Here is a 24,944-nt window from a genome sequence, read left to right as displayed (position 1 = left end):
GGTGGGGTTCGGACCGGCGATACCGTGCGTGGTGGAGCGTGGCGGTGCGCACAGTCTGCGGACACGCCCGCGGCGGCGACAACGAACGCCCGGGCAGATGCCGGCGCGGTCTTGGCCGATCCGGCGCTTGACAGCGCGGTGCCCGCACCGGACCGGACGCGGCGGTCAGCGGTCAGCGGTCAGCGGACCCGATCCGCCGGGAAGGGCGCGGCCCGCGGGGACGTCCTGCACGTCTCGCTCTGCCTCTCCCGCGCCGTCGGCGTCCTGGTCCGGGCGCTGCACGCGCACGACCGGCGCTGGTGCCTGAACGAGAAGGGCGCCCTCGCCGCCACCCCGCCCTGGTTCCGCGACCGCGCCGCGGCCCTGCTCGCCGCCCCCGGCGCCGACCCGGCGGCGCTGGCCGCCACCGTCACGGCGGCCGGCGCCCTGGCCGCCGACACCGCGGCGGCGCTCCGGGAGGACGCCCTCCCGGACCGGGGTCCGCTCGACACGCCCTAAGGGCGGCCCAGGAGTTGGGTGCCCGGGGTGGAGTCGGCGCGGGCCGTGAAGAACTCGGTGAAGCCGTGCAGGAACTCCTCCCGGGTGATCCGGCCGTCCCCGTCCGCGTCCAGCTGACGGAAGCCGTGCGACAGCTCGGCCGGATGGACGCGCGGACCGCCGAACACCACCCGGTACTCGTCCGCCTCCAGGAAGCCGCTGCCGTCGGTGTCCGCGGCGGCGAACACCGCCCGCAGCGCGGGCAGCAGCCCCTGCTCCAGGTAGGCCGGGTCCCGGTCGCAGCCCGCGACGGTGGCCGCCACGAACTCCTCCCGGCTGACCCTGCCGTCGCCGTTCGCGTCCATCGCCGAGCGCAGCTGCTCCCACCAGCCGTCGAAGGCCCGGTACACCCGGGCCTCACCCTCGTCGTCCAACTCCAGCTGCCAGCAGACGTTGTGCGCCATCGCCCGCAGGTCGTGCACGGTGATGAAACCGTCCCCGGTCTGGTCCAGCACCTCGCGGAAGAACCGGTCCAGCCGCGGCCCGCGGGCGTCCTGCCGGGGCGGGCGCCACCGCGGCGGCACCCGCTGCTCGTCCGGGGAGCGGAAGCGCAGCCCGTCCGGCAGCAGCGGGACGACGGCGCCGGCGCCCCGGTGCAGCAGCCAGGAGAGCAGCGCCGCCCGGCGGGTCCGGACCAGCCCGAACCGCTCCCGCACCACCGGCGGCAGGTCGGCCACCGTCAGTGCGGTGACCGCCCGGGCCACCACCCCGCGCACCGCGCGCCACCCGGCGTCCCCGAGGAACCGGAGCCGGCGCGGCCGCGGCGCCCCGCGCAGGATGTCGTTCAGGAGGTAGCGGGTCGCCTCGTTGAACTCCAGCTCGCGGGCCACCCGGGCGAAGTAGCCGGGCAGCTCCGCGGCCGTCCCCGGCAGCTCGCCCTCCGGGAGGCCGAAGGCCGCCACCGCGTCGGTGAACTCCGCGTACACCAGCTCCAGTTGCCCGGCGTCGTACGGGTCCCCGCCGAGGCGGCGCATGGCGACCACGCACTCGAAGAGCGTCAGCAGCACCCACGCCCTGGTCGCCGCGTCCCCGGCGTCGTACGGGCGCCCGTCCGGCGCCGTCCCGCGGATCCGCTTGTGCGCCCGGTCCAGCCGCGCGACCTCCCGCCGCAGCGCATCGGCGTCCTGGTAGAACAGCCGCCGCCCGCTGCCCAGGGTGTGCTCCACCCGCCGCCAGGGGTGCGCCTGGTACGTGGAGTGCTCGGCCATCCCGGCCCCCACCACCGGATGCGCCGCCTGCAGCACCAGCAGCCGCCAGGCCACCAGGGCGATCCGCCATTCGGAGAGGTCCCGCCGGAAGGACGCCCCGCGCTCAGCCACGACGCTCCCCCGTGATCTCCGGACCGATCACGAAGCCCTTGGCCGGCCCCTCCGGGACCACGGCCTCCTGCCCGTACGGGACCCGGGTGGAGGAGGCGTAGGCCCGCCGCTCGGGATCGGGCCCGGTGAGGACGGTCACCGCACCGCCGTCGTCGTAGTCGTCGACGATCACGTACACCGGGATGCCGGCGGCGGCATAGGCGTGGCGCTTGAGGACGTGGTCGCGCCGGCGGTTCTCGGCGCCCGGAGAGACCGTCTCGACGACGAGGGCGACACCGGAGGCTAGGAGACCCTTGCCCTCCGGGTGGTCGATCTCCTCGATGTCCCGCCGGGCGACGAACACGTCGGGAATGAGCACCTTGAGCCCGTCGATGACGTTGCAGTCGTTCCCGGGCCTCCAGTCACCGCCGCGCAGGTGGACGAACAGGTCCTCCAGGACCCGGTTGTCGACGTCGAAAACGCGGCTGCTGCCGGTGGGTGACACCGTGATCGTCCCCTCGATGATCTCCGCACGGAAGCCGTCGGGCAGATCCATGGAGTTCCATACCTGCCACAGCTGCCGGTCCAGGTTCACGACGGTCCTCTCGGCAACGAGCACGCTCATGGGGACACCTCTCTCTCCCGTCCGGTCCCATCAGCTCGTACGGGCCCGCACAAGCAACGGCTGCACGGTCGCACACGACCGAGGGGCCGGGCGGGTGAACGGCGGGGGTTCACCCGATCGGGGCGTTTCGGGGCCGCAGACGCGGAACCGCAGGGCAGGCGGGAGGGCCTGCCCTGCGGTTCGGGGTGCCGTCGGTCCGCGTCCTCCTCCCGAGCGGGCGCGGACCGGGTGGATCAGGAGGAGCGGGCCGGCCGGCGGCGGGAGACGTACAGGGCGGCGGCGCCGAGTCCGAGGGTGAGGCCGGAGCCCAGGGCCAGGTACGGGGTGGCCGGGGTGGCACCCGTCTCCGCCAGCTCGGCGGTCGAGCCGGTGGCGGTCGTCCCGGTGGTGGCGGTCGACGCCGTGGGCACGGTGGTCGAGGTGGTCGAGGCGGTGGTCGACCGGTTCGAGGTGGTCGAGGTGTTCGTGGCGGTCGACGTGTTCGCGGCGGTCGAGGCGGTCGTCGCGGTGGTGCCGCCGCCGGTGGTCGCCGCCGCAGCGACGGTGTCCGAGGCCGGAGTGACGGCGGCGGGCTGCTGGGCCGGCTGCTCGACGGGCTTCTCCACGGGCTGGTCCACCGGCTTCTCGACCGGCTTCTCCGCCGGCTTCTCGGCAGCCGCACGCGCGTCGGCGAGCGCCTTGTCCGCGGCGGCCTCGGCGGCGGCCGCGGCCTTGGTGGCCGCCTGCGCGGTACCGATCTTCCGGAACGCCTCGACCTTGGCGTCGTCCAGGGCCGTGCCGGCAGCGGTCACCGCGGCCTTGGCCTCGGTGTCCGCGCGGATGGCGGCGTTGGCGGCGTCCATCGCCTTCAGCAGGCGCTCCCTGGCCGCGGGCCGCTCCTCCTCGGTCGACGCCCCGTAGGCGGTCATGGCCTCGTGGACCGCCTTGTCGGTGGCCTCCTTGGCCGCGGCGGCCGTCTTCGCGGTCTCCTTGGCCTGCTGGAACGTGCCCAGGTAGGGCTGCGGGTTCGCCAGGAAGGCCTGGGCCTTGGCCTGCGCGTCGGCCTCGGCGGCGACGGCGGCCCGGTGGGCCGCGGCCGCGTCGGCGGCGGCCTGCTCCAGTTCGGCGATCGAGCCGGCGTCGGCGCGGGTCTGCGCCGCGGCGGCCGGCGCGGCGAAGGCGGGCGCCGCGGACAGCACGGCTGCGGGCGAGATCACGGCGGCGACGAGCGCGGCCGAGACCAGTGTGCGGCGGATGGTCACGAGGACCCCTTTCGGGTCGGCGAGGGGGCGGAATCCGTGGCCCGGGCGATGATCGACAACCCGGCGCCGCTGATCATAGGCACACGGAATCTCCGCCCTCCATGCCGATTTCCGGCAATGAAAAGGGCGTTCCGACTGCTTGCTCGACAGGGGAATTGACGAGTCGACAATTCCGCCGGGCCGGACGGAAAGGCCTCAGGAGGCGCTCAGGAGACCCGGTCCCGGATGGTCGGCAATTCGACCCGGAAGGTGGCGCCCGCGCCCGGGGTCGTGTCCAGGCTGAGGGTGCCGCCGTGCGCGCGGGTGAGCGCGGTGGCGATGGCGAGGCCGAGGCCGGCGCCGCCGCCGTCGTGCCTGCTGCGCGAGGCGTCGACGCGGTAGAAGCGGTCGAAGACCTGCTGCGCCTGCTCCTCGGTGAGCCCCGGCCCGGCGTCGGCGACCTCCAGCAGGCAGACGCCGCCCGCTCCGCCGACGCCGATCCGGACCGGGGTGCCGGGCGGGGTGTGCTTGACGGCGTTACCGACCAGGTTGGTGACCACCTGGCGGAGCCGGGCCTCGTCCCCGAGGACGGGCGCCGCACCGGGGGAGCCCGCGCCGGACGGGCCGGTGAGCGCGACCGGGCGGGTCGGGTCGAGGGCGGTGAGGTCGTGCAGGGCGTCCGCGGCGAGGGTGCGCAGGTCCATCGGGGCGAGGTCGAGCGGCCGTTCCTCGTCGACCCGGGCGAGCACCAGCAGGTCCTCGACCAGCGCGCCCATCCGGACGGCCTCGCTCTCGATCCTGGACATCGTCCGCCGGACGTCCGACTCGGTGGGCAGCGCGCCCATCCGGTACAGCTCGGTGAAGCCCCGGATGCCGGCCAGCGGGGTGCGCAGTTCGTGCGAGGCGTCGGCGACGAACCGCCGCATCCGGGCCTCGGACTCGGCGCGGGCGGCGAAGGCGGCCTCGATCTGGGTGAGCATGCCGTTGAGCGCGATGGACAGCCGCCCGACCTCGGTGCCGGGCGAGAGCTCCGGCATCCGGTGGGAGAGCTCCCCGGCGGCGATCCGCTCGGCCCCCGCCTCGATCCGCCGCAGCGGCCGCAGCCCGGCCCGGACGGCGAACAGGCCGAGCGCGGCGATCAGCACCAGGACGGCGCCGCCGATCGCCAGGAAGGAGGTGCGCAGCTTGCCGATGGTGGCGTCGATGTCCTCGCGCGAGACGGCGACCATCACGTAGGTGGGGGTGACCGCGGGCGAGGCGTACGCGCTGGGGCCGGTGCTGCTGCGCGGGCCCTGGAGCGGCAGGACGAGCACCCGCCAGCTGCGGTGGCCGCGCTGGTCGGGCAGGTCGAAGGGGGCGTCCGGCGCGGTCCGGGTGGGGTCGAGCCCGGCGAGCTGGGGTGCCGGGTCGCTGTCGGAGACGGGCTGGCGCATCACGGCCTGCACCTTGCCGTCCGAGGAGAGGAACTGGACGAGGTACTGGCTGGGCAGCATGCTGCGCCGGCCGGAGGCGGGCCGGGCGGGATCCCCGGTGCCGGGCCGGGCCGGGGTCCGGTGCGACAGCGGCTGTCCGAACCGCTGAAGCTGCTGGTCGAGTTGTTCGACCAGCTGCATCCGGACGGTGCCGAGCACGACGGTGTCGCTGACCGCGAGACCGGTGGTGACCAGCCCGAGCGCGAGCACGAGCAGCCGGGCGCGCAGGGACAGCCGGGAGGAGAAGCGGGCGAACACCGGTCGGTCCGCTCAGCCCTGCGGGGGGCGACGCAGCGCGTAGCCGATGCCGCGCACGGTGTGGATCAGCTTGGGGCCGTGCGCCGGGCCGGAGTCGAGCTTGCGGCGCAGGTAGGAGATGTAGGACTCGACGATCGAGAGGTCGCCGCCGAAGTCGTAGGCCCACACGTGGTCGAGGATCTGCGCCTTGGAGACGACCCGGCCGACGTTGGCCATCAGGTAGTGCAGCAGCTTGAACTCGGTCGGCGAGAGCGCGACGGGCGTGCCGCCGCGGGTGACCTCGTGGGCGACCGGGTCGAGGCTGAGGTCGGCGACGATCAGCCGGCCGTCCTCGGCCGGTCCGCCGGAGCGCCGCAGGATGGCGCGGATCCGGGCGATCAGCTCCTCCAGGCTGAACGGCTTCGTCACGTAGTCGTCGGCGCCCGCGGCGAGGCCCTGGACCTTGTCGCCGACGCCGTCCTTGGCGGTGAGGAAGAGCACCGGGAGGTGGTCGCCGGGGTGGCCGTGGACCGGGCCGGCTATCTGGCCGCGGCTGGTGCGCTCGCGCAGCTTCTCGACGACGGTGAAGCCGTCGAGGTCGGGGAGCATCACGTCGAGGACGACGAGGTCGGGGCGTTCGACGGCGATCAGGTCGAGGGCCTCCGTGCCGCTGGCGGCGGAGGCGACCCGGAACCCGGAGAACCGCAGCGAGGCGGCGAGCAGCTCGCGGATGTTGGGTTCGTCGTCGACGACGAGCAGGAAGGCCTCGCCCGGGCCGCCGGCCACCGCGGAGCCGCCTGGTGTGGTGACAGTGCCTTGCACGGGGGTTTCGCCTCCCGGTCGGACGATGGCGTTCAGCATGAGGCTAGCCCGAGGAGGCTATGCGGCATCGATGAATGTTGGATTAACACCTTATCGGTCGGTTTTTGGACGGGAAACCCCTCAAGGGCAGCTTTGATGGTGTGCGCACGGGACGGGGGCTCCGGAAACGCCTCCCACGGCGTTCCCGGAACCCCCGGTCCCGGTCCGGCCCGTCCGGCCGGGCGTGCTCAGGCGAACTGGCCGGGCCGGTAGCTGCCGGCCGGCATCCGCAGGGCCACGTTGCCGCGGTTGAAGGCGTTGATCACCGCGAGGACGCCGACCAGGGCCGCCAGCTGCTCCTCGTCGTAGTGCTCGGCGGCGTTCGCCCACGCCTCGTCGGTGACCCCGGCGGTGCCGTCCGCGAGGCGGGTGCCCTGTTCGGCGATCTCCAGCGCCGCGCGCTCGGCCTCGGTGAAGACGGTCGCCTCGCGCCAGGCCGCGACCAGGTTCAGCCGGGTCGCCTCCTCGCCCGCGTGCACGGCGTCCTTGAAGTGCATGTCGACGCAGAATCCGCAGCCGTTGATCTGGCTGGCGCGCAGCTTCACCAGCTCCTGGGTGGCGAGCGGCAGGGTCGACTCCGCGAGCACGGCGTTCGCGGCGATGAGGTGCTTGTAGACCTTGCCCAGCAGCGGGCTGGCGAAGGGGTTCAGTCGGGCTTCCACGATGTGCTCCCTGGTGTCGTCGTGCGCTGTCGACCACTTGGACAGGACAGCCCGGCCGTCCGTGACATCCCTCCGGTGTGACCTGTGCCACCCGCGATCCGCAGGTCGACGATCCGCCGCGCGGGAAGTCGGCGGGGTCGACTTCCCGCGCGGCTACCGGAGGTCAGGGGCGGCGGTCGTACTCGCCGGCCTTCGCAGCCCGGAGGAGGGCGGCGAAGCGGGCCCGGGTGGTGTGGATGACGACGCCGCCGTCGTCGGACTCGCGGAGTGCGATCAGATCGTCGACGGAGCACACCTCGACGCAGGCGTTGCTCGAACCGGAGTAAGTGGACTTCTGCCATGCCGGGCTAGCCATGATTGCCCTCTATCTCCTTCTTGATGGATCGGATGAAGTCACGCGAGTCCTCTTCCGAGAGGGCCACGGATGCCATCCGGTCGAGGATCTCGCGGTAGCTCGCGAGGTCGGACGGATCATCGAAGAGCGGGCAGCCGAAGCTGATGTCGATCTGCACCGTGCCCAGCTCGGGCACCGCTCCCTCGGTGTAGACGAAGTTCTCGCTGGGGCCGGGCAGCGATTCGATCCTGAACGGCACCACTCGAACCGAGATTCCCGGGCCCTCGGAGTCTTCGATGAGGGCGCCGAGCTGCTCGGCGAGCACCGTCGGGCCGCTGAACTGCATCCGGAGAGCCGCCTCGTGGATGTACGCCGTGTAAGGCGCCTCTCCTGAGCGAGCGGCCTCCTGCCTGCGCAGACGAAAGGCCGTCCTGAGATCGACCTCAGCGCTCGGGAGCGGAGGGATGGCACGAGCGAACACCGACGCGGCATAGGCCGGGGTCTGGAGCAGCCCGGGCACGAAGGTGATCGAGTAGGTGAAGATCCTCCGGGCGTGGGCTTCGATCGCGGCGACATCGAGCAGGTCCCCGCTGAGGCTGTCGCTGTACTGCTCCCACCAGCCGACACCCCGCTCTGAGGCCATCTCGATGAGCGCGGCGATCAATGGCTCATTGGTGCAGGCGCAGGCGACCGCGATCTCTCGCAGCCGCTCCGCACCGACGGCGGACTTGCCGTTCTCCATCTGGGTCACCAGGGCAGGGGTGACGCCGAGAAGACGGGCCAGGTGGCTGCCTCCGAGGCCTGCTTGCTCGCGCATCCTCCGCAGTTCGGCACCGAGTCGGCGCTGACGAAGGGTTGGCGTTCGAAGTGCCATGGCGTCCTCTCTGCGGATACGGAGGCCAGTCTGCCGCGCGGCCTGCCTGCGGAGCCATCCGGGTGCGGGAGGTCATGCATCCCACGGGAGGAGGAACCTTCCCGCATCCCGATTAATTTTAAGAGCGAGTGCGCTATCGTCGTTTTCAGAGCGATCCGACGGATCGTCAGAGATGCCTATCCACCTGGCAGTAGGCGCGTGCTGCCCGCGCACCGAAGAGCAACCAGCCGACGTCCTGGCCTGGCTCACGGCGACATCCCCACCGCATCCCCTCCCCTCTCCTCTCCTCTCCTCACCTCTCCCGGAGGTTCCCGTGTGCACCCGTAACTCCCCCTCCCTCACCCTCGCCCGGCAGGCCCTGCGGGACGCCCTCGCCCGATCGGGCTGGGACTCCGAGACCGTCCTCGCCGCCGAACTCGCCCTCGCCGAGCTGATCGTGAACGCCTGGCGGCACGGGGCCACCACCGCTCCGGTCGTCCTCTTCTCGCTGCTCGGCGGCACCCTCAGGGTCGTCGTCTCCGACGAGAGCGACGCGCTCCCCCAGCCCAGGACCCCGGCCGGTCTCGCCGAGACCGGCCGGGGCCTCCAGCTCGTCGAGGGCCTGACGCACCGCTGGGGCGTGGACCCGCAGAAGCGCGGCAAGAGCGTCTGGTACGAGCTGGACCGCGCCGCGTGAACCACCTCCGAGGGGTGGACCTCCTCGTCGGCGCCGTCCTCGCCGTCCTCCTCCTGCTCGCGATCGCCACCGTGGCACTCGGCGTCCTCGCCACGCTGCGGCTGCCGCGGCCGGACGACGACCGGGACGGGCTGCTCTGAGGACGCGTCGAGGCCCCCGCCCCGGAAGGGCGAGGGCCTCGCGGTCGTCCGGCCTGCCGGGTCAGCCGCCGGACGGGTTCCGGTTGCCCCCTCCCGCGCCGCCTCCGCCGAAGCCGCCGAACCCGCCGCCGGCTCCTCCGGCGGCGCCGGCCGCGCCCTCGACGAGCTGACTGGCCGTGTAGCCACCGTTGGCGTCGGGGGTGCCGACGACGGTCACGCTCTGGCCGGGGAGCAGGTCGGCGACCTTGCCCTCCTTGTTGAGCTGGACCTTCGTCGCGTCGCCGGTGGTGATCTTGACGGTGTTGCCGTTGGCGTCGGTGAGGTAGACGGTGGTGCCGTCGACGGCCTTGACCGTGCCGCGGGTGAAGCCCGCCTGCCCGCCCTGGCCCTGCCCCTGGCCGCCGGCGGCTCCGCCCTGGCCGCTCCGCCGGCCGCCGTTCTGCCCGCCGGCGTTCTGGCCGTTCTGGCCGTATCCGCCGCCCGCGGCACCGGCCCCGCGCTGCTGCCCGGCGGCGCCGGCCGCCGCACCGGCCGCCGCCGCGGCGCGCGGCGACGAGCCCTTCGTCGTCCCGTTGTTCTGCTGGTACCAGACCCCGCCCGCGAAGGCGCCGCTGGCGATCACGCCGCCGGCCAGCAGCAGGCTCAGCCAGGGCAGCTTGCGGCGCGGCGGCGCGGCCAGCTCGGCGGTGACGTCGCGGGCGTCCGGCGGGGTGGCGAGCAGGGCGACCTGCTCGGCCGGGCTGCTGGTCACCGTGGCGATCTCGTTGCTCATGGGGTCCCTACTCGTGCCGGAGGGCGTCGATCGGCCGCAGTGACGCGGCCCGGTTGGCGGGGTAGCTGCCGAAGAACAGCCCGATGGCGACGGCGATGCCGAACGCGCCGAGCACGGACTCGGGGATCACCACCGGCTTGATGCCGACGATGCTGAAGTGCGAGCCGGCGATGCCGGCGGCCACTCCGAGGCCGGCGCCGAGCACCGACAACAGGGTGGACTCGGTCAGGAACTGTCCGAGGATGACGGCCCGCGGGGCGCCGAGCGCCTTGCGGATGCCGATCTCCCTGGTCCGCTCGGTGACCGTCACCAGCATGATGTTGGTGATCCCGATCCCGCCGACGAGCAGCGAGATCGCCGCCACCGCGCCGAGCAGCACGGTGAAGGTCTTGGTGGTGCTCTCCCGGGCCGTGAGCAGTGAGGCCTGGCTGGTGATCCGGAAGTCGGCCTTGGTCGGGTCGGTGATCGCGTGGGTGCCGAGCAGCACCCGGGTGATCTCGGACTGGGCCGCGGTGGTGCTGTCCGCGGACGCGGCCTGCACCAGGATCTGGCTGACCGGGCCGAAGCCGGTGAAGGCGTTCTGCACGGTCGGCAGCGGGGCGACGACCACGTCGTCCGGGTCGGTGAAGCCCGTCCCGCCCTTGGCCGCCAGCACGCCGACCACGGTGAACGGGGTGCCGCCGAGGACGATGCGCTTGCCGACCGGGTCCTCGCCCGCGAACAGCTGCTTGGCGGTGGTGGCGCCGAGCACCGCGACCTTGCGCGAGCCGAGCACGTCGTCGTCCGTGAAGTACTCGCCGTGCGCGACCTTCTGGTTGGCGGTCTCGAAGTACGCCGGGTAGGTGCCGACGATCGAGCCGGGGCTGTACGAGATGTCCCCGTACAGCGCGGTGCCGCTGGTGGTCACCACGGGGGCGACCGACTTGATCGAGGCGGCGGCGTCGGCGTCGGTGGCCAGCGCCTTGGCGTCGTCGACGGTGAGCTTCTTGACCGCGGAGGCGGCGGCGCCGCGCGCCCCGCCGACCGCCGAACCGGAGCTGACGGTGAGCGAGTTGGTGCCGAGCGAGGTGATCGACTCCTTGACCGCCACCGACGAGCCGTTGCCGACGGCCAGCAGCAGGATCACGGAGGCGACACCGATCAGCACCCCGAGCATGGTGAGCGCCGAGCGCACCTTGTTGGCGCCCAGGCCGCCGACGGCGAAGCGGAGCATCTGCCAGAGGATCACGCCGGCACCCCCACTCCGTGCAGCATCGGCGGCGGCCCGTCCACCGGGGCCTGCCGGACGTCGCTGACGATCCGGCCGTCGACCAGCCGGAGCACCCGCTTGGCGTGCCGGGCGACCTCGTCCTCGTGGGTGATCAGGACGACGGTGCGGCCGGTGGTGTTCAGCGCGTCGACGAGGCCGAGGACCTCCTCGGTGGAGCGGCTGTCCAGGTTCCCGGTGGGTTCGTCGGCGAGCAGCATCGCGGGCGCGGTGACCAGCGCCCGGGCGACCGCCACGCGCTGCTGCTGACCGCCGGAGAGCTGGTTGGGCTTGTGCCCGGCGCGCTCGGCGAGGCCGACCAGGGAGAGCGCGGCCAGCGCCCTGCGGCGCCGCTCGGCGGCCCGGACGCCGGCGTAGGCGAGCGGCAGCTCCACCTGGGCGAGCGCGGTGGTGCGCGGGATCAGGTTGAAGGACTGGAAGACGAAGCCGATCTTGCGGTTGCGGACCAGCGCGAGCTGGCCCTCGTCGAGGTGGCCGACGTCGATGCCGTCCAGCAGGTACCGGCCGCCGGTCGGGACGTCCAGGCAGCCGAGGATGTTCATCATGGTGGACTTGCCGGAGCCGGAGCTGCCCATCACGGCGACGTAGTCGCCCTGGTGGATGTCGAGGCTGACACCGAGCGGGCCGCCGGTCTCCGGGTCCTCCGGGCCGTGCAGGGCGTGCACGACGGCGTCGCCGTGCCCGTACGCCTTGGTGATGCTGCGCAGCTGGATGACCGGTGGCGGCGCCGCCGGGACGCGCTTGTCGATGACGTGACGCATGCTCAGCCCCTGCCGCCCCGGCCGGCTCCGCCGCCGCCGGTACCGCCACCGCCGCCGACGCCCGCCACACCGGCACCGGCGCCGCCGCGGCCGCCCTGGCCGCCGGCGCCCGGGAAGGAGGCGTTCGGGAAGCCGTTGCCGCCGCTGGTGGTGGGCAGCTCGACCCGGTCGCCCTCCTTCAGGCCGGAGACGACCTGGACGGTGGTGTCGCCCTCGACGCCGACGCCGACGGAGACCCGCTCGGTGGAGGCGTCCTGGTGGACCACGGTCGCGGTGCGGCTGGTGCCGGTGCCGGAGAGCGCGGCGGTGGGCAGCGACAGCGCGTTGTCCGCCTCGCCGGTGATCACCTGGACGGTGGCGCTGAGGCCGGTGCGCAGCGTGCTGGTGTCGCCGGTGATCTGCAGGGTGGCGGCGTACTGGACGGCCGACGAGCCGGCGCTGCCGGAGCCGCTGCTGGGCAGCGAGCTGACGGACAGGACGGTCGCGTTGAGCTTGGTGTCGGACTGCGCGTTCAGCGCGACGGTGGCCGCCTCGCCCTTCTTGAGCTTGAGCGAGTCCAGCTCGGAGAAGTTGGCGGTGACCTGCATCCCGGTCGGGTTGGTCAGCACGATGAACCCGCTCGGCGTGCCGCCCGAGGCGGTGCTGCCGCTCGACTTGGCCGTCGAGCCGGAGCTGCCGGCGGTGGACCCGCTGGAGCCGCCGGTGCCGACGGTGTCGCCGACCTTCGCCGAGACGGCGGCGACGGTGCCGTCCACCGAGGCGGTCAGGGTGGTGCCGGCCAGCGCGGCCTGGGCGTTGGAGAGGTTGGTCTGCGCGGTGGCGACCTGCTGCTGCGCCTGGGCGACGGCCGCGTCGTCGACCTTGGTGGTGGTGACGGTGGTGGTCTGCGGGGCGGGCACGGTGTTGGATCCGGACCCGCGTTCGCCGGAGCCGCCGGAACCTCCGGATCCGCCGCCGGCCGGGGCGGCCGGGGCGGCCGGGGCCGTGGTGGTCGCGGCGGTGGGTGTCACCGGCACGGTGGTCGTGGTGGTGACGCCGGCCTGGGCCTTGGTGAGGTTGGCGTTGGCGGTGGTGAGGGCCGCCTGGGCGGCGTCCACCTGCTGTTTGGCGGCCGTGGTGTCGACGGTGGCGAGCACCTGGCCCTTCTTCACGGCGTCCCCGATCGCGACCTTGACCGCGGTGAGCCGGCCGCCGGTGGCGAAGTCCTGGGCCGCGTCGGTCGGCGAGACCAGGGTGCCGGTTCCGGACACGGTGGCCAGGACCGTTCCCTTGGACACGGTGGCCGTCCGGGCCGGGGCCTTGGCGGCGGCGGCGCTGCTGTTGCCGTTCAGGGTGGCGTACACCAGGGCGGCACCGCCCAGCAGAGCCACGCCGAGCGCGGAATTGACGAGGACGGCACCTCGCCGTCGCGGGAGCACCTTCATGGCGGACAGCTTTCCTGGGCGCTCTTGCGGAGTCCTGGGCGCCGGCTGGGAGGAAACTGGTGGGCCGGATCCGGGCATTCCGGGCGCAAGGACCGGATCACGCGGGCCGCTTGGCCGCGGCGTGGGCAGTCGTTGGCCGAACTCCCAGCGGGCTCCCAGTGATCCCCAGCCATCCGGCAGCGTCGCCGCCTGCTCCCGGGGCCCGGTGGCGCGAGGCGGGGCCGGCGGTCCGCGGGAACGCCGCAAGGGCGCACCGCGTGCGGTGCGCCCCTGCGGGTCGCTGCCGGCCCCGGGGGCCGGTGAAGGCGCCGCGGGCCGGTGACGGCGCCGCGGGCCGGTGACGGCGTCGGTTCAGAGCGCCTTGCGGAACGCCTCCGCCACCGAGAGGAAGATCGAGTTGCCCTCGGTCTCGCCGATGGAGACCCGCACGCCCTCCGGGAACGGCCGGACGATCACGCCCGCCTCGGCGCACGCGACGGCGAACTCCTGAGAGCGCTCGCCGAGCCCCAGCCAGACGAAGTTGGCCTGCGAGTCCGGGATGTCCCAGCCCTGGGCGCGCAGCCCGGCGACCACCCGGGTGCGCTCCTCGACCAGGGTGTCCACCCGCTCCATCAGCGCGGCCTCGGCGCGCACCGAGGCGACCGCCGCGTCCTGGGCGAGCTGGTTGACGCCGAACGGGACGGCGGTCTTGCGCAGCGCGTTCGCCACCGGCTCGTGCGCGATCGCGAAGCCGACCCGCATGCCGGCGAGGCCGTAGGCCTTGGAGAAGGTGCGCAGCACGCAGACGTTCGGGCGGTCCCGGTAGAGGTCGATGCCGTTGGGCACCTCGGGGTCGCGGATGAACTCGATGTACGCCTCGTCGACGACCACCAGGACGTCGGACGGGACGGCGTCCAGGAAGCGCTCCAGCTCGGCGCGGTGGATCACGTTGCCGGTGGGGTTGTTGGGGTTGCAGACGAAGATCAGCCGGGTGTTCGGGGTGATCGCGGCGAGCATCGCGTCCAGGTCGTGGTCACCGGACTCGGTGATGGGCACCGGGACGGGGGTGGCGCCGGCCACCTGGGTGATGATCGGGTACGCCTCGAAGGAGCGCCAGGCGAACATGACCTCGTCGCCGGGGCCGGCCGTGGCGAGGATCAGCGACTGGGCGACACCGACCGAGCCGGTGCCGGTGGCGATGTGCTCGGCGGGCACGCCGAAGCGCTCGGCGAGCACCTCGGTCAGCCCGGTGACGGCCATGTCGGGGTAGCGGTTGAACGAGCCGGCCGCCGCGACCGCCGCCTCCAGCACGCCGGGCAGCGGCGGGTACGGGTTCTCGTTCGAGGACAGCTTGTAGGCGTCGGCGCCGGCCGGCTTGCCGGGCTTGTAGGTGGGGATGCCGTCGAGGGTCGGCCGCAGCCGCGGGCCCTGCGCTGACGTACCACTGCTCACGGTCGTACTCCTTCTTCTCTCTCCGGTGCGCTCGCCCGTCACCGGTGGGATCGCCACCGTGCCCCGGGATCTCGGAACGCGCCCGGACCACCCCGGTCGGGTGCCTTGAACGATACCGACCGCGCTCACCCGTAGGGGTGAGATGCCCGGTCGGCCGATGGGCGCAGATCAGCCATTCTGCCGGGTTCCTTTGGCACATGTCAGAGGTAAGACGGCTGGTTTCGTACGGGTATCGAAGGAGCGCACCCCGGCTCACTCGAGGAGAAACGTATCTCCAAGGGCTCCCGATGCGCCGGTCACAGACCCTTGTCAGGAGCCATACGATCGGTCCGCCATGACAGCAGCAGCCAACCAGAGCGGTCGGCGTCCCACCACCTCGCGGCGTCTGGAGCGGGCCGGCATCCGGGATGTGGCAGCAGCCGCCGGAGTGTCGATCACCACCGTCTCCGACGCGCTGAACGGCAAGGGCCGCCTGCCCGACGAGACCCGCAGCCGGGTGCGCGAGGTCGCCGAGCGCCTCGGCTACCGCCCCTCGGCGGCCGCCCGCACCCTGCGCACCGGGCGGTCCGGCCTGATCGGCCTGACCGTCACGACCTACGGCGAGGAACCCTTCACCTTCACCGAGTTCGCGTACTTCGCCGAGATGGCCCGGGCCGCCACCAGCGCGGCGCTCGGCCGCGGCTACGCGCTGGTGGTGCTGCCCGCCTCCTCCCGGCACGACGTCTGGGGGAACATCGCCCTCGACGGCACCGTGGTGATCGACCCGCCCGACCAGGACCCGCTGGTCAGCGAGCTGTACCGGTCCGGCGTCCCGGTCGTCAGCGACGGCAAGCCCGGCAACTGCCCGGTCACCGCCTGGGTCGACAACGACCACGAGGCCGCCGTCCTCGGCATCCTCGACCACCTCTCCGAGGCCGGCGCCCGCCGCATCGGCCTGCTCACCGGCACCAGCACCGACACCTACACCCGGCTCTCCACCGAGGCCTACCTCGGCTGGTGCGCCAAGGTCGGCCAGGAGCCGGTCTACGAGGCGTACCCCGCGCACGACCCGGCCGCGGGCGCCGTCGCCGCCGACCGGCTGCTCGCCCGCCCCGACCGGCCCGACGCCGTCTACGGACTGTTCGACCCCAACGGCACCGACCTGCTCGCCGCCGCCCGCCGCTACGGCCTGCGCGTCCCGGACGACCTGCTGCTGGTCTGCTGCAGCGAGAGCGACGTCTACGCCGCCACCGAGCCGCCCATCACCACGCTCTCGCTCAAGCCCCGCCGGATCGGCACCACCGTCGTCAACCTGCTCATCGACGCGATCGAGGGTGTCGACTCCGGCACCGGCGTCGACATCGCCCGGCTCTTCCCGCCGCGGTTCCGCACCGCCGGGACGGGCCCGCCCCCGGGCACCCTGATGCCGACCGAGCTGATCGTCCGCGCGTCCTCCCAGCGCCGGAGCCCGCGCACCACGGTCAGCCCGCCCCGGCCCCCGGGCGAGGTCTAGACCATAACGAGCCGGGACAAAACGGACCATGCGGGCGGCCCGGCTGACGCTCCGGAGGATTGGATACCCACCAGGTGACGACGCCGGGAGAGTGGTCTTCCTATGATGGGCGGATGACACCCGAGGACCGCTTCCCCGGGCCTGAACACCCCGACTCAGGCCCCCGCCACCAGCCGGACCTCGACGTGCTGCCGTACGGCACCTACTACGAACCGGAGCCGGCCACCGGCTACCCGGGCACGCCGTACGACGCGGAGACCTACAGCGGCTACGGCGGCGCCCGCTACCTGGAACAGCACTGGCCCGACGACGGACAGGGCCACGGCCACACCGTGCACGCCCAGGAGCACGGCCAGGAACACGCCCAGGCCTTCGCCCACCAGGACCACCCCGGCTACGAGCCGACCCTGCCCGACCAGCCCTCCCCGGCCCTCCAGCTGCCCGGCCGCGACGACCCGCCGACCATCGAGCTCGGCCCGCCGCTGCCCGACCCCTCCGCCCCCAGCTACCCGTACCCGGCCCCCGGCCCCGGCGAGCCCCCCGGCCCGCTCTACGTCGTCGGCGACGTGCACGGCTACCTGGAGGAACTCCGCGCCGAGCTGCGCCACCAGGGCATCATCGACGCCGACGGCCACTGGTCCGCCGGCCGCTCCCGGATCTGGTTCCTCGGCGACTTCACCGACCGCGGCCCCGACGGCATCGGCGTCATCGACCTCGTCATGCAGCTCGCCGCCGAGGCCGCCGCCGCCGGCGGCTACTGCCGCGCCCTGATGGGCAATCACGAACTGCTCTTCCTCGGCGCCGCCAGGTACGGCGACGAACCCGTCCAGTCCACCGCCGGCACGGCCTCCTTCCTCGCCGCCTGGCGCCTCAACGGCGGCCAGCAGCACGACCTCGAACGCCTCGAGGCGCACCACATCAGCTGGCTCTCCCGGCTCCCCGCCATCGCGCTGGAGGACGGCCACCTGCTGCTGCACTCCGACACCACCGCGTACCTGGAGTACGGCGAGTCCATCCCCGACGTCAACGACGCCGTCCACAGCCTGCTCGCGGACGAGGGCGTCGACGAGTGGTGGGACTGCTTCCGCCGCTTCACCAAGCGCTTCGCCTTCCGCGGCGACGCCGGGCCGACCGCCGTCCACGAGCTGCTCGACACCTACGGCGGCACCCGCATCGTGCACGGCCACAGCCCCATCCCGTACCTCACCGGCGCCGTGCACGCCGACGACGGCCAGCCCCCGCACATCCCCGGACCCTACGTCTACGCGGACGACCTCGCGGTGGCCATGGACGGCGGCGTCACCATGGAAGGGCGCCTGCTCGTCGCCCGACTGCCCGTCAACTGACCACTCCGCCGGGAGGCTTCCGGGCCCCGCCGGGAACACCTGTTCCCGGCGCCCGGGCCGCCGCGTGCGCGCGGCCCGGGGCGCGAAATTCCGGAAACCGACTGTCAGCACGGCCGCGCCCGCCCCTACCATGAGGCACACCACACCCGGCCGCCCGTCCGGCGGCCCGCCTCCGCGCCCGTTCCGGCGTCCCGGACGGCCCCCGCGGCCCCCGGGGCGGAGCGAACGGGGTCCGCACGAACGGGGTCCCCATGAACAACCCCCCGCCACTGCTCGCCGAGGACCGCCCGGAATACGAGCGCCTCCTCGCCGAAGCCCTGCGCGACCGCACCGTCCTCACCGCCCTGCGCGCCCCCGGCGCGCTCACCACCGACCAGCTCCGCGTCCGTGCCCTGCGCGACGCCGACACCATCGCCGCGGCCGCCGGCACCGAGTACGCGCACTACACCCGGCTGCGCGACGACCTGCGCGCCACCCCGCCCGTCCCCGAGGGCACCGAGCCCACCGCCCCCGGACTGCTCACCCAGCTGCGCTCCGCCGACGGCGGCGCCGGGCTCTTCCCCGTCCTCACCGTGCTCACCCCGATCCTCGCCTGGGCCGCCGCCCTCGTCCTGCTGCTGATCGGCTACCTGCTCCGCGCCGCCGACCCGGAGCTCGTGCTCGCCCGCTCCCTGCTCACCGCGGGCTGGATCGCCCTCGCCGCCGGCGTCGCCGCGATGGCCGTCGGCATCATCGGGCTGGTCCTCACCGCCGTGCGGGACGGCGCCGGAGCGGCCCCGGCCGGCACCGACCCGGAACTCGCCGCCGAACTCGCCGACGCCCGCCGGGAGTGGCGCACCGCGCTGCGCGACCGCGGCCTGCTGCCCTACCTGCACGCCGGCCTGCCGGCCGTGCCCGCCGCCCCCGCCGCGGGCGGGCCCGGCGTCCGGCCCGAGTTCAGCAGCCCCGACTTCACCGGGCCCGGCTACAGCTCCCCCTCGTTCACCAGCCCCGGCCCCGACGGCAGCGGCGACCCGGGCGTCCCCGGCCCGCGCCCCGCTTTCACCACCCCCGACTTCACCGGGCCCGGCTACAGCTCGCCCTCCTTCACCAGCCCCGACGACGTCCCCTGAGCCGGGGACGCGCACCGGCCCGAGGACGCCCCCGGGCCCGACCGGGCACCGGTCGGCCGCTGTCCCCCGACCCGGCCGGGGCACCGCGTACGCCGTCGCCGACGCGCACGCGCGGGCCGGGCAACCGGTCGAGGCGTTCCCCCGCCCGTCGGAGCGAGCCCACCGGCGGCCGCGCGCCCCGACGGGACCGCCCCGACAGAACACCCCGGGAGGTGGCGGACCGCCCGGGGCGGTGCGACGGACCGGCTGGGACCGGAACGCGACGGGGCGCTGCTCCCCCGAAGGCCGTGGGCCTCGGGGAGCAGCGCCCGTCATTCGATGCACAGTCCGTCGGTGGGAAGTGGACCCGCTCCGAACGCTCGACGACCGTCCCTGCGAGGGCTAGTGCCGACGCCGAGCTGCGGCTCGTCCGCTGCGCTTGACGAGGATGAGGATCGAACCTCCCAGGAGGACGGCGGCCGCCGAGCCGACCGCCATGACGATCGACTTGCCGGAGCCGGTGGCAGCGAGCGCTTGTCCCGACTCGTGCGGACGCACGACCGGCACACCCTGCTCATGACCGCCGTTGCCGTTGCCGTGGTCGGCCGGAACGTTGCCGTGACCGCCTTGGCCGTGCCCCTGATCACCCTGCTCGTGACCGCCGTTGCCGTTGCCGTGGCCGGTCGGAACGTTGTCGTGACCGCCTTGGCCGTGCCCGTGATCCCCCTGTTCGTGACCACCGTGCCCGCCCGGAGACTGGGGCGGACCGGCCGGGCCTGCCGGACCGGAAGGGCCTGCCGGGCCAGCCGGGCCAGCCGGGCCAGCCGGGCCGGGCGAACCATTGGCACCCGGCGAGCCATTGGCACCCGGCGAACCGTTGGCACCCGGCGAACCGTTGGCACCCGGCGAGCCATTGGCACCCGGCGAGCCATTGGCACCCGGCGAACCGTTGGCACCCGGCGAGCCATTGGCACCCGGCAAACCGTTGGCACCCGGCGAGCCATTGGCACCCGGCGAACCGTTGGCACCGGGGGCTCCGGGAGCACCATTGGGCCCGGGTGCGCCGGGAGCACCATTGGGCCCGGGTGCGCCGGGGGATCCGGGGGCACCAGGGGCACCAGGGGCGCCCGGGGCGCCGTTGGGGCCGGGAGCACCCGGAGCACCCGGGGAACCCGCCACACCCGGAGCACCATTGGGGCCGGGGGCGCCGGGGGCGCCGGGCGAACCAGGGGCCCCGTTGGGGCCGGGAGCACCCGGGGCGCCGGGCGAACCGTTGGCGCCGGGGGCGCCGTTGGGGCCGGGAGCACCCGGAGCACCCGGGGAACCCGCCACACCCGGAGCACCGTTGGGACCGGGTGACCCCGGGGAACCGGGAGGACCGGCGGGCCCGCTCGGTCCGGGCGGCCCGCTCGGTCCGGGCGGACCACTCGGTCCGGGCGGGCCGACGGCGCAGGCCGCTCTCGTGATGGTGTTGTCGTCCAGAGTGACGGCGCCGTTGCGTGCCAGGGCGCGGCCTTCGATCACCGAGGCGTGGTTCACGCTGATGGACGTGAGGGCCAGGATGTTGCCCTTGAAGAAGGAGTCGACGTCGATGGTGGCGGAGCTGCCGATCTGCCAGAACACGTTGCAGGGCTGTGCTCCGTTGACCAGGCTGACGACGCTCGACGGAGCCGTGATGAGGGTGGAGCCGATCTGGAAGATGAAGACGGCGTTCGGGTCGCCCATCGCGTCGAGGGTGACGGTACCGGTGAGGTTCAGCGACGAACTCGCCTTGTAGACCCCGGGTGTCAGCGTCAGCCCACCGATGTCGCCGGGCGAGGTCAGGATGGCCGTGGGGGCCCGGCCGGCGGCGTCGTTGTAGGCGATGACGAGGTCGGACTGGGCCTGCGCCGCCTGGGCGTCGTTGACGTGCTGGACCCCGTGCACGGCTCCGGGCGGGAAGCCCGTGACGCTGGTGCCCGGGAAGAGACCGAGATCGCCGTAGATGTCACTGGGGCCGGTGTTGGTGACGGTCGAGCCCGCCAGGACCGCGTAGCTGGTGTCAGTCCCCAGCCCCACTGGTGCCGTTGCGGCGTGCGCGGGGTTGGGGAACAGGCCGGCCGTCGCGAGCAACGTCAGTCCGGACAGCAGGACGGACGCCCCCGCGAGTCGAGCGCGTCTGCGCCCTCGTCCCGGTGGAGCGGACAACATGGCATCGACTGCCATAGGACAGCACCTTTCTTGTCGCCGTTGAACCCCGTCACCCGAAGAGGGCATGCGGAGCGCCGCTGGTGCTTCCGGCCGGGCCTCACGTCCACGCGCTCATGTCGGAGGGCTTTCGAGGGCGAGGGCCGACCACGGCAGGTGATGAATAGTCACCGACTCACTACACCGTGCAACAACAACATGGAAAGAAGAGAGTCATAAAGATGCAACGGAGTGACGCACCAGAGCCGATCGGGGAATGACCCCCATTCCACAGCTCCGTTCGTCTACGTACTAAATGATGAGCTGCCCCCACTGGACGCCGTCGGCTGTCCAGGGCGCCGCCAGCGCCATAGCAGTACCGTTTTTTCCTCTTGGCCGCGCCCAGGCCGGTGAATCACGTATCGCCCCGTGATCCCAATCGTTGGCCCGATCATGAACGACCTAACGAATCTGCAGGAAGAGGCTCCCCCCACTGCGGCCGCCGGGGGCGCCGGCACGGTGGCCGAGCGCTGCCGCGCCGCAGGCGGCCTGCTCAGGGTCACCCTCGGTGAACTGCGCGCGGAAGTCGGCTACCGAAGACTCGGCAAGTACGTCCTGGAAGAACTCGCCGACCGCCTCGCCGAAGAGGGGCTCGGCTGGTTCCCGGCCTGGCGGCTCTCCCCGACGGAGAACGGCGAGCCGCGGAAGGACCACGAGGTGTGGGTGTTCGTCCGGGACGGCGGCCTCCGCTGTCAGGTCATCGACGCCGTCCAGGCCCCCGACGGCTCCGACGTCCCCACGGTCCTGAACGACCTGCTCGCCGGCCGCCCCCAGAACCTCTCCCCGGAGCGCAAACTCGGGCTCATCCGCGAGATCCTCGGGCTCTGACGCACACTCGGGCGATCCACGGGATTCCCCCTGCAGGCCCGGACGTTCGCGGGCGCGGCACCGGACGGCCCCTTCAGGGACCCCGGCGCAGCGCCCCGACACCCACCGTCAGTCAGTCCGCCAGCGGGAGGTAGACCCGGTTGCCCTGGGCCGCGAACTCCTCGGACTTGGCCTGCATGCCGGCCAGCGCCTCGGCGTCGAACCCGCTGGCGACGGCGGTGGAGCCGTCGCCGTGCTCGTCGCGGATCTTCTGGGAGATCTTCATCGAGCAGAACTTCGGGCCGCACATGGAGCAGAAGTGCGCGGTCTTGGCCGGCTCGGCGGGAAGGGTCTCGTCGTGGAACTCGCGGGCCGTCTCCGGGTCGAGGGCCAGGTTGAACTGGTCCTCCCAGCGGAACTCGAAGCGGGCGTCCGAGAGCGCGTCGTCCCAGGCCTGGGCACCGGGGTGGCCCTTGGCGAGGTCGGCGGCGTGGGCGGCGATCTTGTAGGTGATCACGCCGGTCTTGACGTCGTCGCGGTTGGGCAGGCCCAGGTGCTCCTTGGGCGTGACGTAGCAGAGCATCGCGGTGCCCCACCAGGCGATCATCGCGGCGCCGATGCCCGAGGTGATGTGGTCGTAGCCGGGGGCGACGTCGGTGGTGAGCGGGCCGAGCGTGTAGAACGGCGCCTCGTCGCAGATCTCCTTCTGGAGATCCATGTTCTCCCGGATCTTGTTCATCGGGACGTGGCCGGGGCCCTCGATCATCACCTGGACGTCGCGCTCGCGGGCGATCCGGCCGAGCTCGCCGAGGGTCTGCAGCTCGGCGAACTGCGCCTCGTCGTTGGCGTCGGCGATGGAGCCCGGGCGCAGGCCGTCGCCCAGCGAGAAGGTGACGTCGTAGGCCGCCAGGATGTCGCAGAGCTCCTCGAAGTTCGTGTAGAGGAAGTTCTCCTGGTGGTGCGCCAGGCACCAGGCGGCCATGATCGAGCCGCCGCGCGAGACGATGCCGGTCTTGCGGCGGGCGGTCAGCGGGACGTACCGCAGCAGCACGCCGGCGTGGACGGTCATGTAGTCGACGCCCTGCTCGCACTGCTCGATGACGGTGTCCCGGTACACCTCCCAGCTGAGCTCCTCGGCCCTGCCGTCGACCTTCTCCAGGGCCTGGTAGAGCGGCACCGTGCCGATCGGCACGGGGGAGTTGCGCAGGATCCACTCGCGGGTGGTGTGGATGTTGCGGCCGGTGGAGAGGTCCATGACGGTGTCGGCGCCCCAGCGGGTGGCCCAGGTCATCTTCTCCACCTCCTCCTCGATCGAGGAGGTGACGGCGGAGTTGCCGATGTTGGCGTTGATCTTCACCAGGAAGTTGGTGCCGATGATCGCCGGCTCCACCTCGGGGTGGTTCACGTTCACCGGGATGACGGCCCGGCCGCGGGCCACCTCGTCGCGCACGTACTCGGGCGCCAGCCCCTCGCGCAGTGCCACGAACTCCATCTCCGGGGTGATCACCCCCCGCTTGGCATAGGCGAGTTGGGTGACGGCGGCACCTCCGCGGCCGCGCAGCGGACGGCGCGGGCGGCCGGGGAAGACGGCGTCGAGGTTGCGCAGGTTCCCGCCGCGCGGCGAGGTGTGCTTGATGCCGTCGTCCTCGGGGCGCGCCTCCCGGCCGTCGTACTCCTCGACGTCGCCGCGCTGGCGGATCCAGGAGTCGCGCAGGGCGGGCAGGCCGCGCCGCACGTCGGGCTCGTAGGCGGCGTCGGTGTACGGGCCGGAGGTGTCGTACAGCGGGACGGTCCGGCCGTTGGTGAGCTGCACCTCGCGGTACGGGACCCGCAGATCGGGCCGGGACCCCTCGCGGTAGGCCTTGCGCCAGGCCGGGGTGGGGTAGCCGGTGCCCGCGCTGGTGACGGCGGAGCCGTCGGCGTCGGTGCTGCGGGCAGACTTCGGCTGTGCGTCGAACGTGGTCATCTGACCTCATACTCCCTACGCCGGCATTACCCGGTCCAGGTTCCTGCGGTCGACGCAGCCGTCGGTCCGTCCGTCGACGGTCCGGTCAGCGTCCTCTCAGCCCGGTGCTCCGAGCTCCCGCGTCCACAGGCGGTGTTGCCTGCACATGACGCCCAACACCGTAGCGAGCCGATCGCCGCAGGTCCAGAGGGGGTCCACGGACGGCGGGGCGGGACCGGCGGACCGGGCCCCCGGGCGCGCGGCGGCCGGGAACGCCGGAGGCCCGGTACCCCGCGCGGGGTACCGGGCCTCGGGGGTGCCGGTCTCAGCCCTTGGCGGCCTTCTTGACCAGGACCACCACGGCGGCGGCGATGCCGACCACCACCAGCACCTTGATCACGATCGCCAGCAGGGCGCCCACGACGCCGAAGACGAATCCCACGACGTTCCAGAGCAGCACCAGGACCAGCACCGGGATGACGATGTTGCGCACCCAGGAGGGCAGCGACTTCCAGAGCTCAGCCATGTCCGTTCCTTCTCTCCCCGTGGGGTCGGCTGCCTGTCCGGTGCCGTCTCCCGCTTGCTTTCGGTACTTCGATCGTACGGGGGCCGGGGTGCCGGAACGAGGGCCCGCAGCCCGGAGAGAACCCGGAGATCACCCCGACCCGGAGACCGGGGAAACCCTGGTCAGGGCCCGGGGAGGACTCCCGGACAGGCCCCCGGAGGAGCCCCCCGGGAGCGGCCCCGGAAGGCCCGGGCCGCGGTCCGGCCGGCCGTCAGACCGGCCAGCGCTCCCCGCGCCAGGCCGCGTCCCAGAACATCCACTCGTACCGCGAGGTGGTGACGAAGTGCTCGACCACGCGGCGCCGTTCGGCCGGGGACACCTCCTCGCCGAGCCGGTCGGTGAGCGCCAGCACCCGGCGCACCACGGACTGGAAGGCCTCGTCGCCGTACGTGGCGATCCACTTGGCGTACAGCGGATCGGGCGAGCCCTGGGCGAGCAGCGCCTCCCCGACCCGGGCGTAGATCCAGTAGCAGGGCAGCACCGCGCCGACCGCCTCGGCGAAGGAGCCGCCGTAGACGGTGGCCAGCAGGTAGCTGGTGTAGGCCCGGGTGGTGGGCAGCACCGGCTCGGCGGCGGCCTGTTCGGCGCTGTCGCCGAAGGCCGTCATGAACTCGGCGTGCATGCCCTGCTCCGCGGCCAGCGCGCCGACCGCGTCGTCGGCGAAGGCCCGCACGTCCGCCTCGCCGGGCGCCTTGGCGGCGCAGACCGCGAGCGCCCGGGCGTAGTCGCGCAGGTAGTGCGAGTCCTGGACGACGAAGTGGCGGAAGGCGGCGCGCGGCAGGGTGCCGTCGGTGAGGCCGCCGATGAAGGGGTGGGCGAGGATCTCGGCGTACACCGGCTCGATGGCCGCCCAGAGTTCTTCCGTCAGGCTCATGCTCATG

Annotated in this window: 23 protein-coding genes, 1 pseudogene and 1 riboswitch; of the genes and pseudogenes, 7 read left to right on the top strand and 17 right to left on the bottom strand. The window is 73.2% G+C overall.

The annotated features are described in order from the left end of the window. Positions 1 to 216: 216 nt before the first annotated feature. Positions 217 to 498, top strand: a pseudogene (locus tag AB0N04_RS25720) (DNA polymerase subunit beta); the annotation flags it as partial. Here AB0N04_RS25720 and AB0N04_RS25715 read toward each other — a convergent pair. From AB0N04_RS25715 to AB0N04_RS25680, 8 genes are all read right to left on the bottom strand, one after another. After that, positions 495 to 1,856: an EF-hand domain-containing protein gene (locus AB0N04_RS25715; protein ID WP_360211944.1), complete on the bottom strand. Its 1,362-nt coding sequence runs from the start codon at positions 1,854 to 1,856 to the stop codon at positions 495 to 497. The pseudogene AB0N04_RS25720 and the gene AB0N04_RS25715 sit on opposite strands and share 4 nt — an antisense overlap. Continuing rightward, complete coding sequence (locus tag AB0N04_RS25710; protein ID WP_360211946.1) at positions 1,849 to 2,460, bottom strand: Uma2 family endonuclease; 612 nt, start codon at positions 2,458 to 2,460, stop codon at positions 1,849 to 1,851. Before AB0N04_RS25710 ends, AB0N04_RS25715 begins: the two co-directional genes overlap by 8 nt. Before the next feature lie 233 nt (positions 2,461 to 2,693). Beyond that, positions 2,694 to 3,701 (bottom strand): LAETG motif-containing sortase-dependent surface protein, encoded by a 1,008-nt coding sequence (locus AB0N04_RS25705; RefSeq protein ID WP_360211948.1) that lies wholly within the window; start codon positions 3,699 to 3,701, stop codon positions 2,694 to 2,696. Between the two features lie 206 nt (positions 3,702 to 3,907). Beyond that, positions 3,908 to 5,410, bottom strand: a complete 1,503-nt coding sequence (locus AB0N04_RS25700; protein ID WP_360211950.1) for a HAMP domain-containing sensor histidine kinase — start codon at positions 5,408 to 5,410, stop codon at positions 3,908 to 3,910. Positions 5,411 to 5,422: 12 nt separating this feature from the next. Further along, the gene (locus tag AB0N04_RS25695) at positions 5,423 to 6,211 is read right to left on the bottom strand and encodes a response regulator transcription factor (protein WP_360211952.1); all 789 of its coding nucleotides are present in this window, start codon (positions 6,209 to 6,211) and stop codon (positions 5,423 to 5,425) included. 227 nt (positions 6,212 to 6,438) lie between these two features. Then, the gene (locus AB0N04_RS25690; RefSeq protein WP_360211954.1) at positions 6,439 to 6,912 is read right to left on the bottom strand and encodes a carboxymuconolactone decarboxylase family protein; all 474 of its coding nucleotides are present in this window, start codon (positions 6,910 to 6,912) and stop codon (positions 6,439 to 6,441) included. 163 nt (positions 6,913 to 7,075) lie between these two features. Beyond that, positions 7,076 to 7,267, bottom strand: a complete 192-nt coding sequence (locus AB0N04_RS25685; protein ID WP_360211956.1) for a DUF397 domain-containing protein — start codon at positions 7,265 to 7,267, stop codon at positions 7,076 to 7,078. Next, complete coding sequence (locus tag AB0N04_RS25680) at positions 7,260 to 8,120, bottom strand: helix-turn-helix transcriptional regulator (protein ID WP_360211958.1); 861 nt, start codon at positions 8,118 to 8,120, stop codon at positions 7,260 to 7,262. The genes AB0N04_RS25685 and AB0N04_RS25680 overlap by 8 nt, the downstream gene beginning before the upstream one ends. A gap of 313 nt (positions 8,121 to 8,433) precedes the next feature. Here AB0N04_RS25680 and AB0N04_RS25675 point away from each other — a divergent pair, with 313 nt between their 5' ends. Continuing rightward, positions 8,434 to 8,796, top strand: coding sequence for an ATP-binding protein (locus AB0N04_RS25675; RefSeq protein WP_360211960.1), 363 nt, complete (start codon positions 8,434 to 8,436; stop codon positions 8,794 to 8,796). After that, positions 8,793 to 8,936: a hypothetical protein gene (locus AB0N04_RS25670; RefSeq protein ID WP_360211962.1), complete on the top strand. Its 144-nt coding sequence runs from the start codon at positions 8,793 to 8,795 to the stop codon at positions 8,934 to 8,936. Before AB0N04_RS25675 ends, AB0N04_RS25670 begins: the two co-directional genes overlap by 4 nt. A gap of 61 nt (positions 8,937 to 8,997) precedes the next feature. Here AB0N04_RS25670 and AB0N04_RS25665 read toward each other — a convergent pair whose 3' ends face one another. The 5 genes from AB0N04_RS25665 to hisC all read right to left on the bottom strand — a co-directional run bounded on the left by AB0N04_RS25665 (position 8,998) and on the right by hisC (position 14,591). Next, positions 8,998 to 9,708: a hypothetical protein gene (locus tag AB0N04_RS25665; protein WP_360211964.1), complete on the bottom strand. Its 711-nt coding sequence runs from the start codon at positions 9,706 to 9,708 to the stop codon at positions 8,998 to 9,000. Positions 9,709 to 9,715: 7 nt separating this feature from the next. Next, positions 9,716 to 10,936 carry an ABC transporter permease gene (locus AB0N04_RS25660; protein ID WP_360211966.1) on the bottom strand — a complete coding sequence of 407 codons (1,221 nt, stop codon included), beginning with the start codon at positions 10,934 to 10,936 and terminating at the stop codon, positions 9,716 to 9,718. Then, positions 10,933 to 11,736: an ABC transporter ATP-binding protein gene (locus AB0N04_RS25655; protein WP_360211968.1), complete on the bottom strand. Its 804-nt coding sequence runs from the start codon at positions 11,734 to 11,736 to the stop codon at positions 10,933 to 10,935. Before AB0N04_RS25655 ends, AB0N04_RS25660 begins: the two co-directional genes overlap by 4 nt. A 2-nt stretch (positions 11,737 to 11,738) precedes the next feature. Next, positions 11,739 to 13,160: a biotin/lipoyl-binding protein gene (locus AB0N04_RS25650; protein ID WP_360211970.1), complete on the bottom strand. Its 1,422-nt coding sequence runs from the start codon at positions 13,158 to 13,160 to the stop codon at positions 11,739 to 11,741. Positions 13,161 to 13,511: 351 nt separating this feature from the next. After that, positions 13,512 to 14,591, bottom strand: a complete 1,080-nt coding sequence (gene hisC / locus AB0N04_RS25645) for a histidinol-phosphate transaminase (RefSeq protein WP_360211972.1) — start codon at positions 14,589 to 14,591, stop codon at positions 13,512 to 13,514. Positions 14,592 to 14,925: 334 nt separating this feature from the next. Here hisC and AB0N04_RS25640 point away from each other — a divergent pair, with 334 nt between their 5' ends. The 3 genes from AB0N04_RS25640 (at position 14,926) to AB0N04_RS25630 (ending at position 18,541) form a co-directional block, all read left to right on the top strand. Next, complete coding sequence (locus tag AB0N04_RS25640) at positions 14,926 to 16,083, top strand: LacI family DNA-binding transcriptional regulator (RefSeq protein ID WP_078859964.1); 1,158 nt, start codon at positions 14,926 to 14,928, stop codon at positions 16,081 to 16,083. A 113-nt stretch (positions 16,084 to 16,196) separates the two neighbouring features. Continuing rightward, the gene (locus AB0N04_RS25635; RefSeq protein ID WP_360211974.1) at positions 16,197 to 17,429 is read left to right on the top strand and encodes a metallophosphoesterase; all 1,233 of its coding nucleotides are present in this window, start codon (positions 16,197 to 16,199) and stop codon (positions 17,427 to 17,429) included. A gap of 251 nt (positions 17,430 to 17,680) precedes the next feature. Continuing rightward, a complete protein-coding gene (locus AB0N04_RS25630; protein ID WP_360211976.1) occupies positions 17,681 to 18,541 on the top strand; it encodes a hypothetical protein in 861 nt (286 codons plus the stop codon). Between the two features lie 381 nt (positions 18,542 to 18,922). Here the strand turns inward: AB0N04_RS25630 and AB0N04_RS25625 are convergent, their stop codons facing one another. Then, the gene (locus AB0N04_RS25625) at positions 18,923 to 20,725 is read right to left on the bottom strand and encodes an ice-binding family protein (protein WP_363365342.1); all 1,803 of its coding nucleotides are present in this window, start codon (positions 20,723 to 20,725) and stop codon (positions 18,923 to 18,925) included. 414 nt (positions 20,726 to 21,139) lie between these two features. Between AB0N04_RS25625 and AB0N04_RS25620 the strand changes: the two genes are divergently transcribed. Next, the gene (locus AB0N04_RS25620; RefSeq protein WP_360211982.1) at positions 21,140 to 21,574 is read left to right on the top strand and encodes a hypothetical protein; all 435 of its coding nucleotides are present in this window, start codon (positions 21,140 to 21,142) and stop codon (positions 21,572 to 21,574) included. A 112-nt stretch (positions 21,575 to 21,686) separates the two neighbouring features. Here the strand turns inward: AB0N04_RS25620 and thiC are convergent, their stop codons facing one another. The 3 genes from thiC to tenA form a co-directional block, all read right to left on the bottom strand. Further along, entirely contained in the window at positions 21,687 to 23,519 is a 1,833-nt protein-coding gene (thiC, locus tag AB0N04_RS25615) for a phosphomethylpyrimidine synthase ThiC (protein ID WP_360211984.1), read from the bottom strand. Continuing rightward, positions 23,515 to 23,650, bottom strand: a riboswitch (TPP riboswitch). (Overlaps the previous gene by 5 nt.) Positions 23,651 to 23,823: 173 nt before the next feature. Further along, a complete protein-coding gene (locus AB0N04_RS25610; RefSeq protein WP_360211986.1) occupies positions 23,824 to 24,024 on the bottom strand; it encodes a DUF5326 family protein in 201 nt (66 codons plus the stop codon). Positions 24,025 to 24,274: 250 nt separating this feature from the next. Further along, the gene (gene tenA / locus AB0N04_RS25605) at positions 24,275 to 24,943 is read right to left on the bottom strand and encodes a thiaminase II (protein ID WP_360211988.1); all 669 of its coding nucleotides are present in this window, start codon (positions 24,941 to 24,943) and stop codon (positions 24,275 to 24,277) included. Position 24,944: the final 1 nt, after the last annotated feature.

Source organism: Kitasatospora sp. NPDC051702, assembly GCF_040681575.1.
Lineage (GTDB): Bacteria > Actinomycetota > Actinomycetes > Streptomycetales > Streptomycetaceae > Kitasatospora.
This window is presented reverse-complemented; position numbering and strand designations above follow the sequence as displayed.

Excerpts from the sequence above, each read along its gene's own strand:
- AB0N04_RS25710 (WP_360211946.1), bottom strand. The coding sequence starts at position 2,460 with ATGAGCGTGCTCGTTGCCGAGAGGACCGTCGTGAACCTGGACCGGCAG.
- AB0N04_RS25685 (WP_360211956.1), bottom strand. The coding sequence starts at position 7,267 with ATGGCTAGCCCGGCATGGCAGAAGTCCACTTACTCCGGTTCGAGCAAC.
- AB0N04_RS25680 (WP_360211958.1), bottom strand. The coding sequence starts at position 8,120 with ATGGCACTTCGAACGCCAACCCTTCGTCAGCGCCGACTCGGTGCCGAA.
- AB0N04_RS25665 (WP_360211964.1), bottom strand. The coding sequence starts at position 9,708 with ATGAGCAACGAGATCGCCACGGTGACCAGCAGCCCGGCCGAGCAGGTC.
- AB0N04_RS25655 (WP_360211968.1), bottom strand. The coding sequence starts at position 11,736 with ATGCGTCACGTCATCGACAAGCGCGTCCCGGCGGCGCCGCCACCGGTC.
- AB0N04_RS25650 (WP_360211970.1), bottom strand. The coding sequence starts at position 13,160 with ATGAAGGTGCTCCCGCGACGGCGAGGTGCCGTCCTCGTCAATTCCGCG.
- AB0N04_RS25640 (WP_078859964.1), top strand. The coding sequence starts at position 14,926 with ATGACAGCAGCAGCCAACCAGAGCGGTCGGCGTCCCACCACCTCGCGG.
- AB0N04_RS25635 (WP_360211974.1), top strand. The coding sequence starts at position 16,197 with ATGACACCCGAGGACCGCTTCCCCGGGCCTGAACACCCCGACTCAGGC.
- AB0N04_RS25630 (WP_360211976.1), top strand. The coding sequence starts at position 17,681 with ATGAACAACCCCCCGCCACTGCTCGCCGAGGACCGCCCGGAATACGAG.
- AB0N04_RS25625 (WP_363365342.1), bottom strand. The coding sequence starts at position 20,725 with ATGGCAGTCGATGCCATGTTGTCCGCTCCACCGGGACGAGGGCGCAGA.
- AB0N04_RS25620 (WP_360211982.1), top strand. The coding sequence starts at position 21,140 with ATGAACGACCTAACGAATCTGCAGGAAGAGGCTCCCCCCACTGCGGCC.
- thiC (WP_360211984.1), bottom strand. The coding sequence starts at position 23,519 with ATGACCACGTTCGACGCACAGCCGAAGTCTGCCCGCAGCACCGACGCC.
- AB0N04_RS25610 (WP_360211986.1), bottom strand. The coding sequence starts at position 24,024 with ATGGCTGAGCTCTGGAAGTCGCTGCCCTCCTGGGTGCGCAACATCGTC.
- tenA (WP_360211988.1), bottom strand. The coding sequence starts at position 24,943 with ATGAGCATGAGCCTGACGGAAGAACTCTGGGCGGCCATCGAGCCGGTG.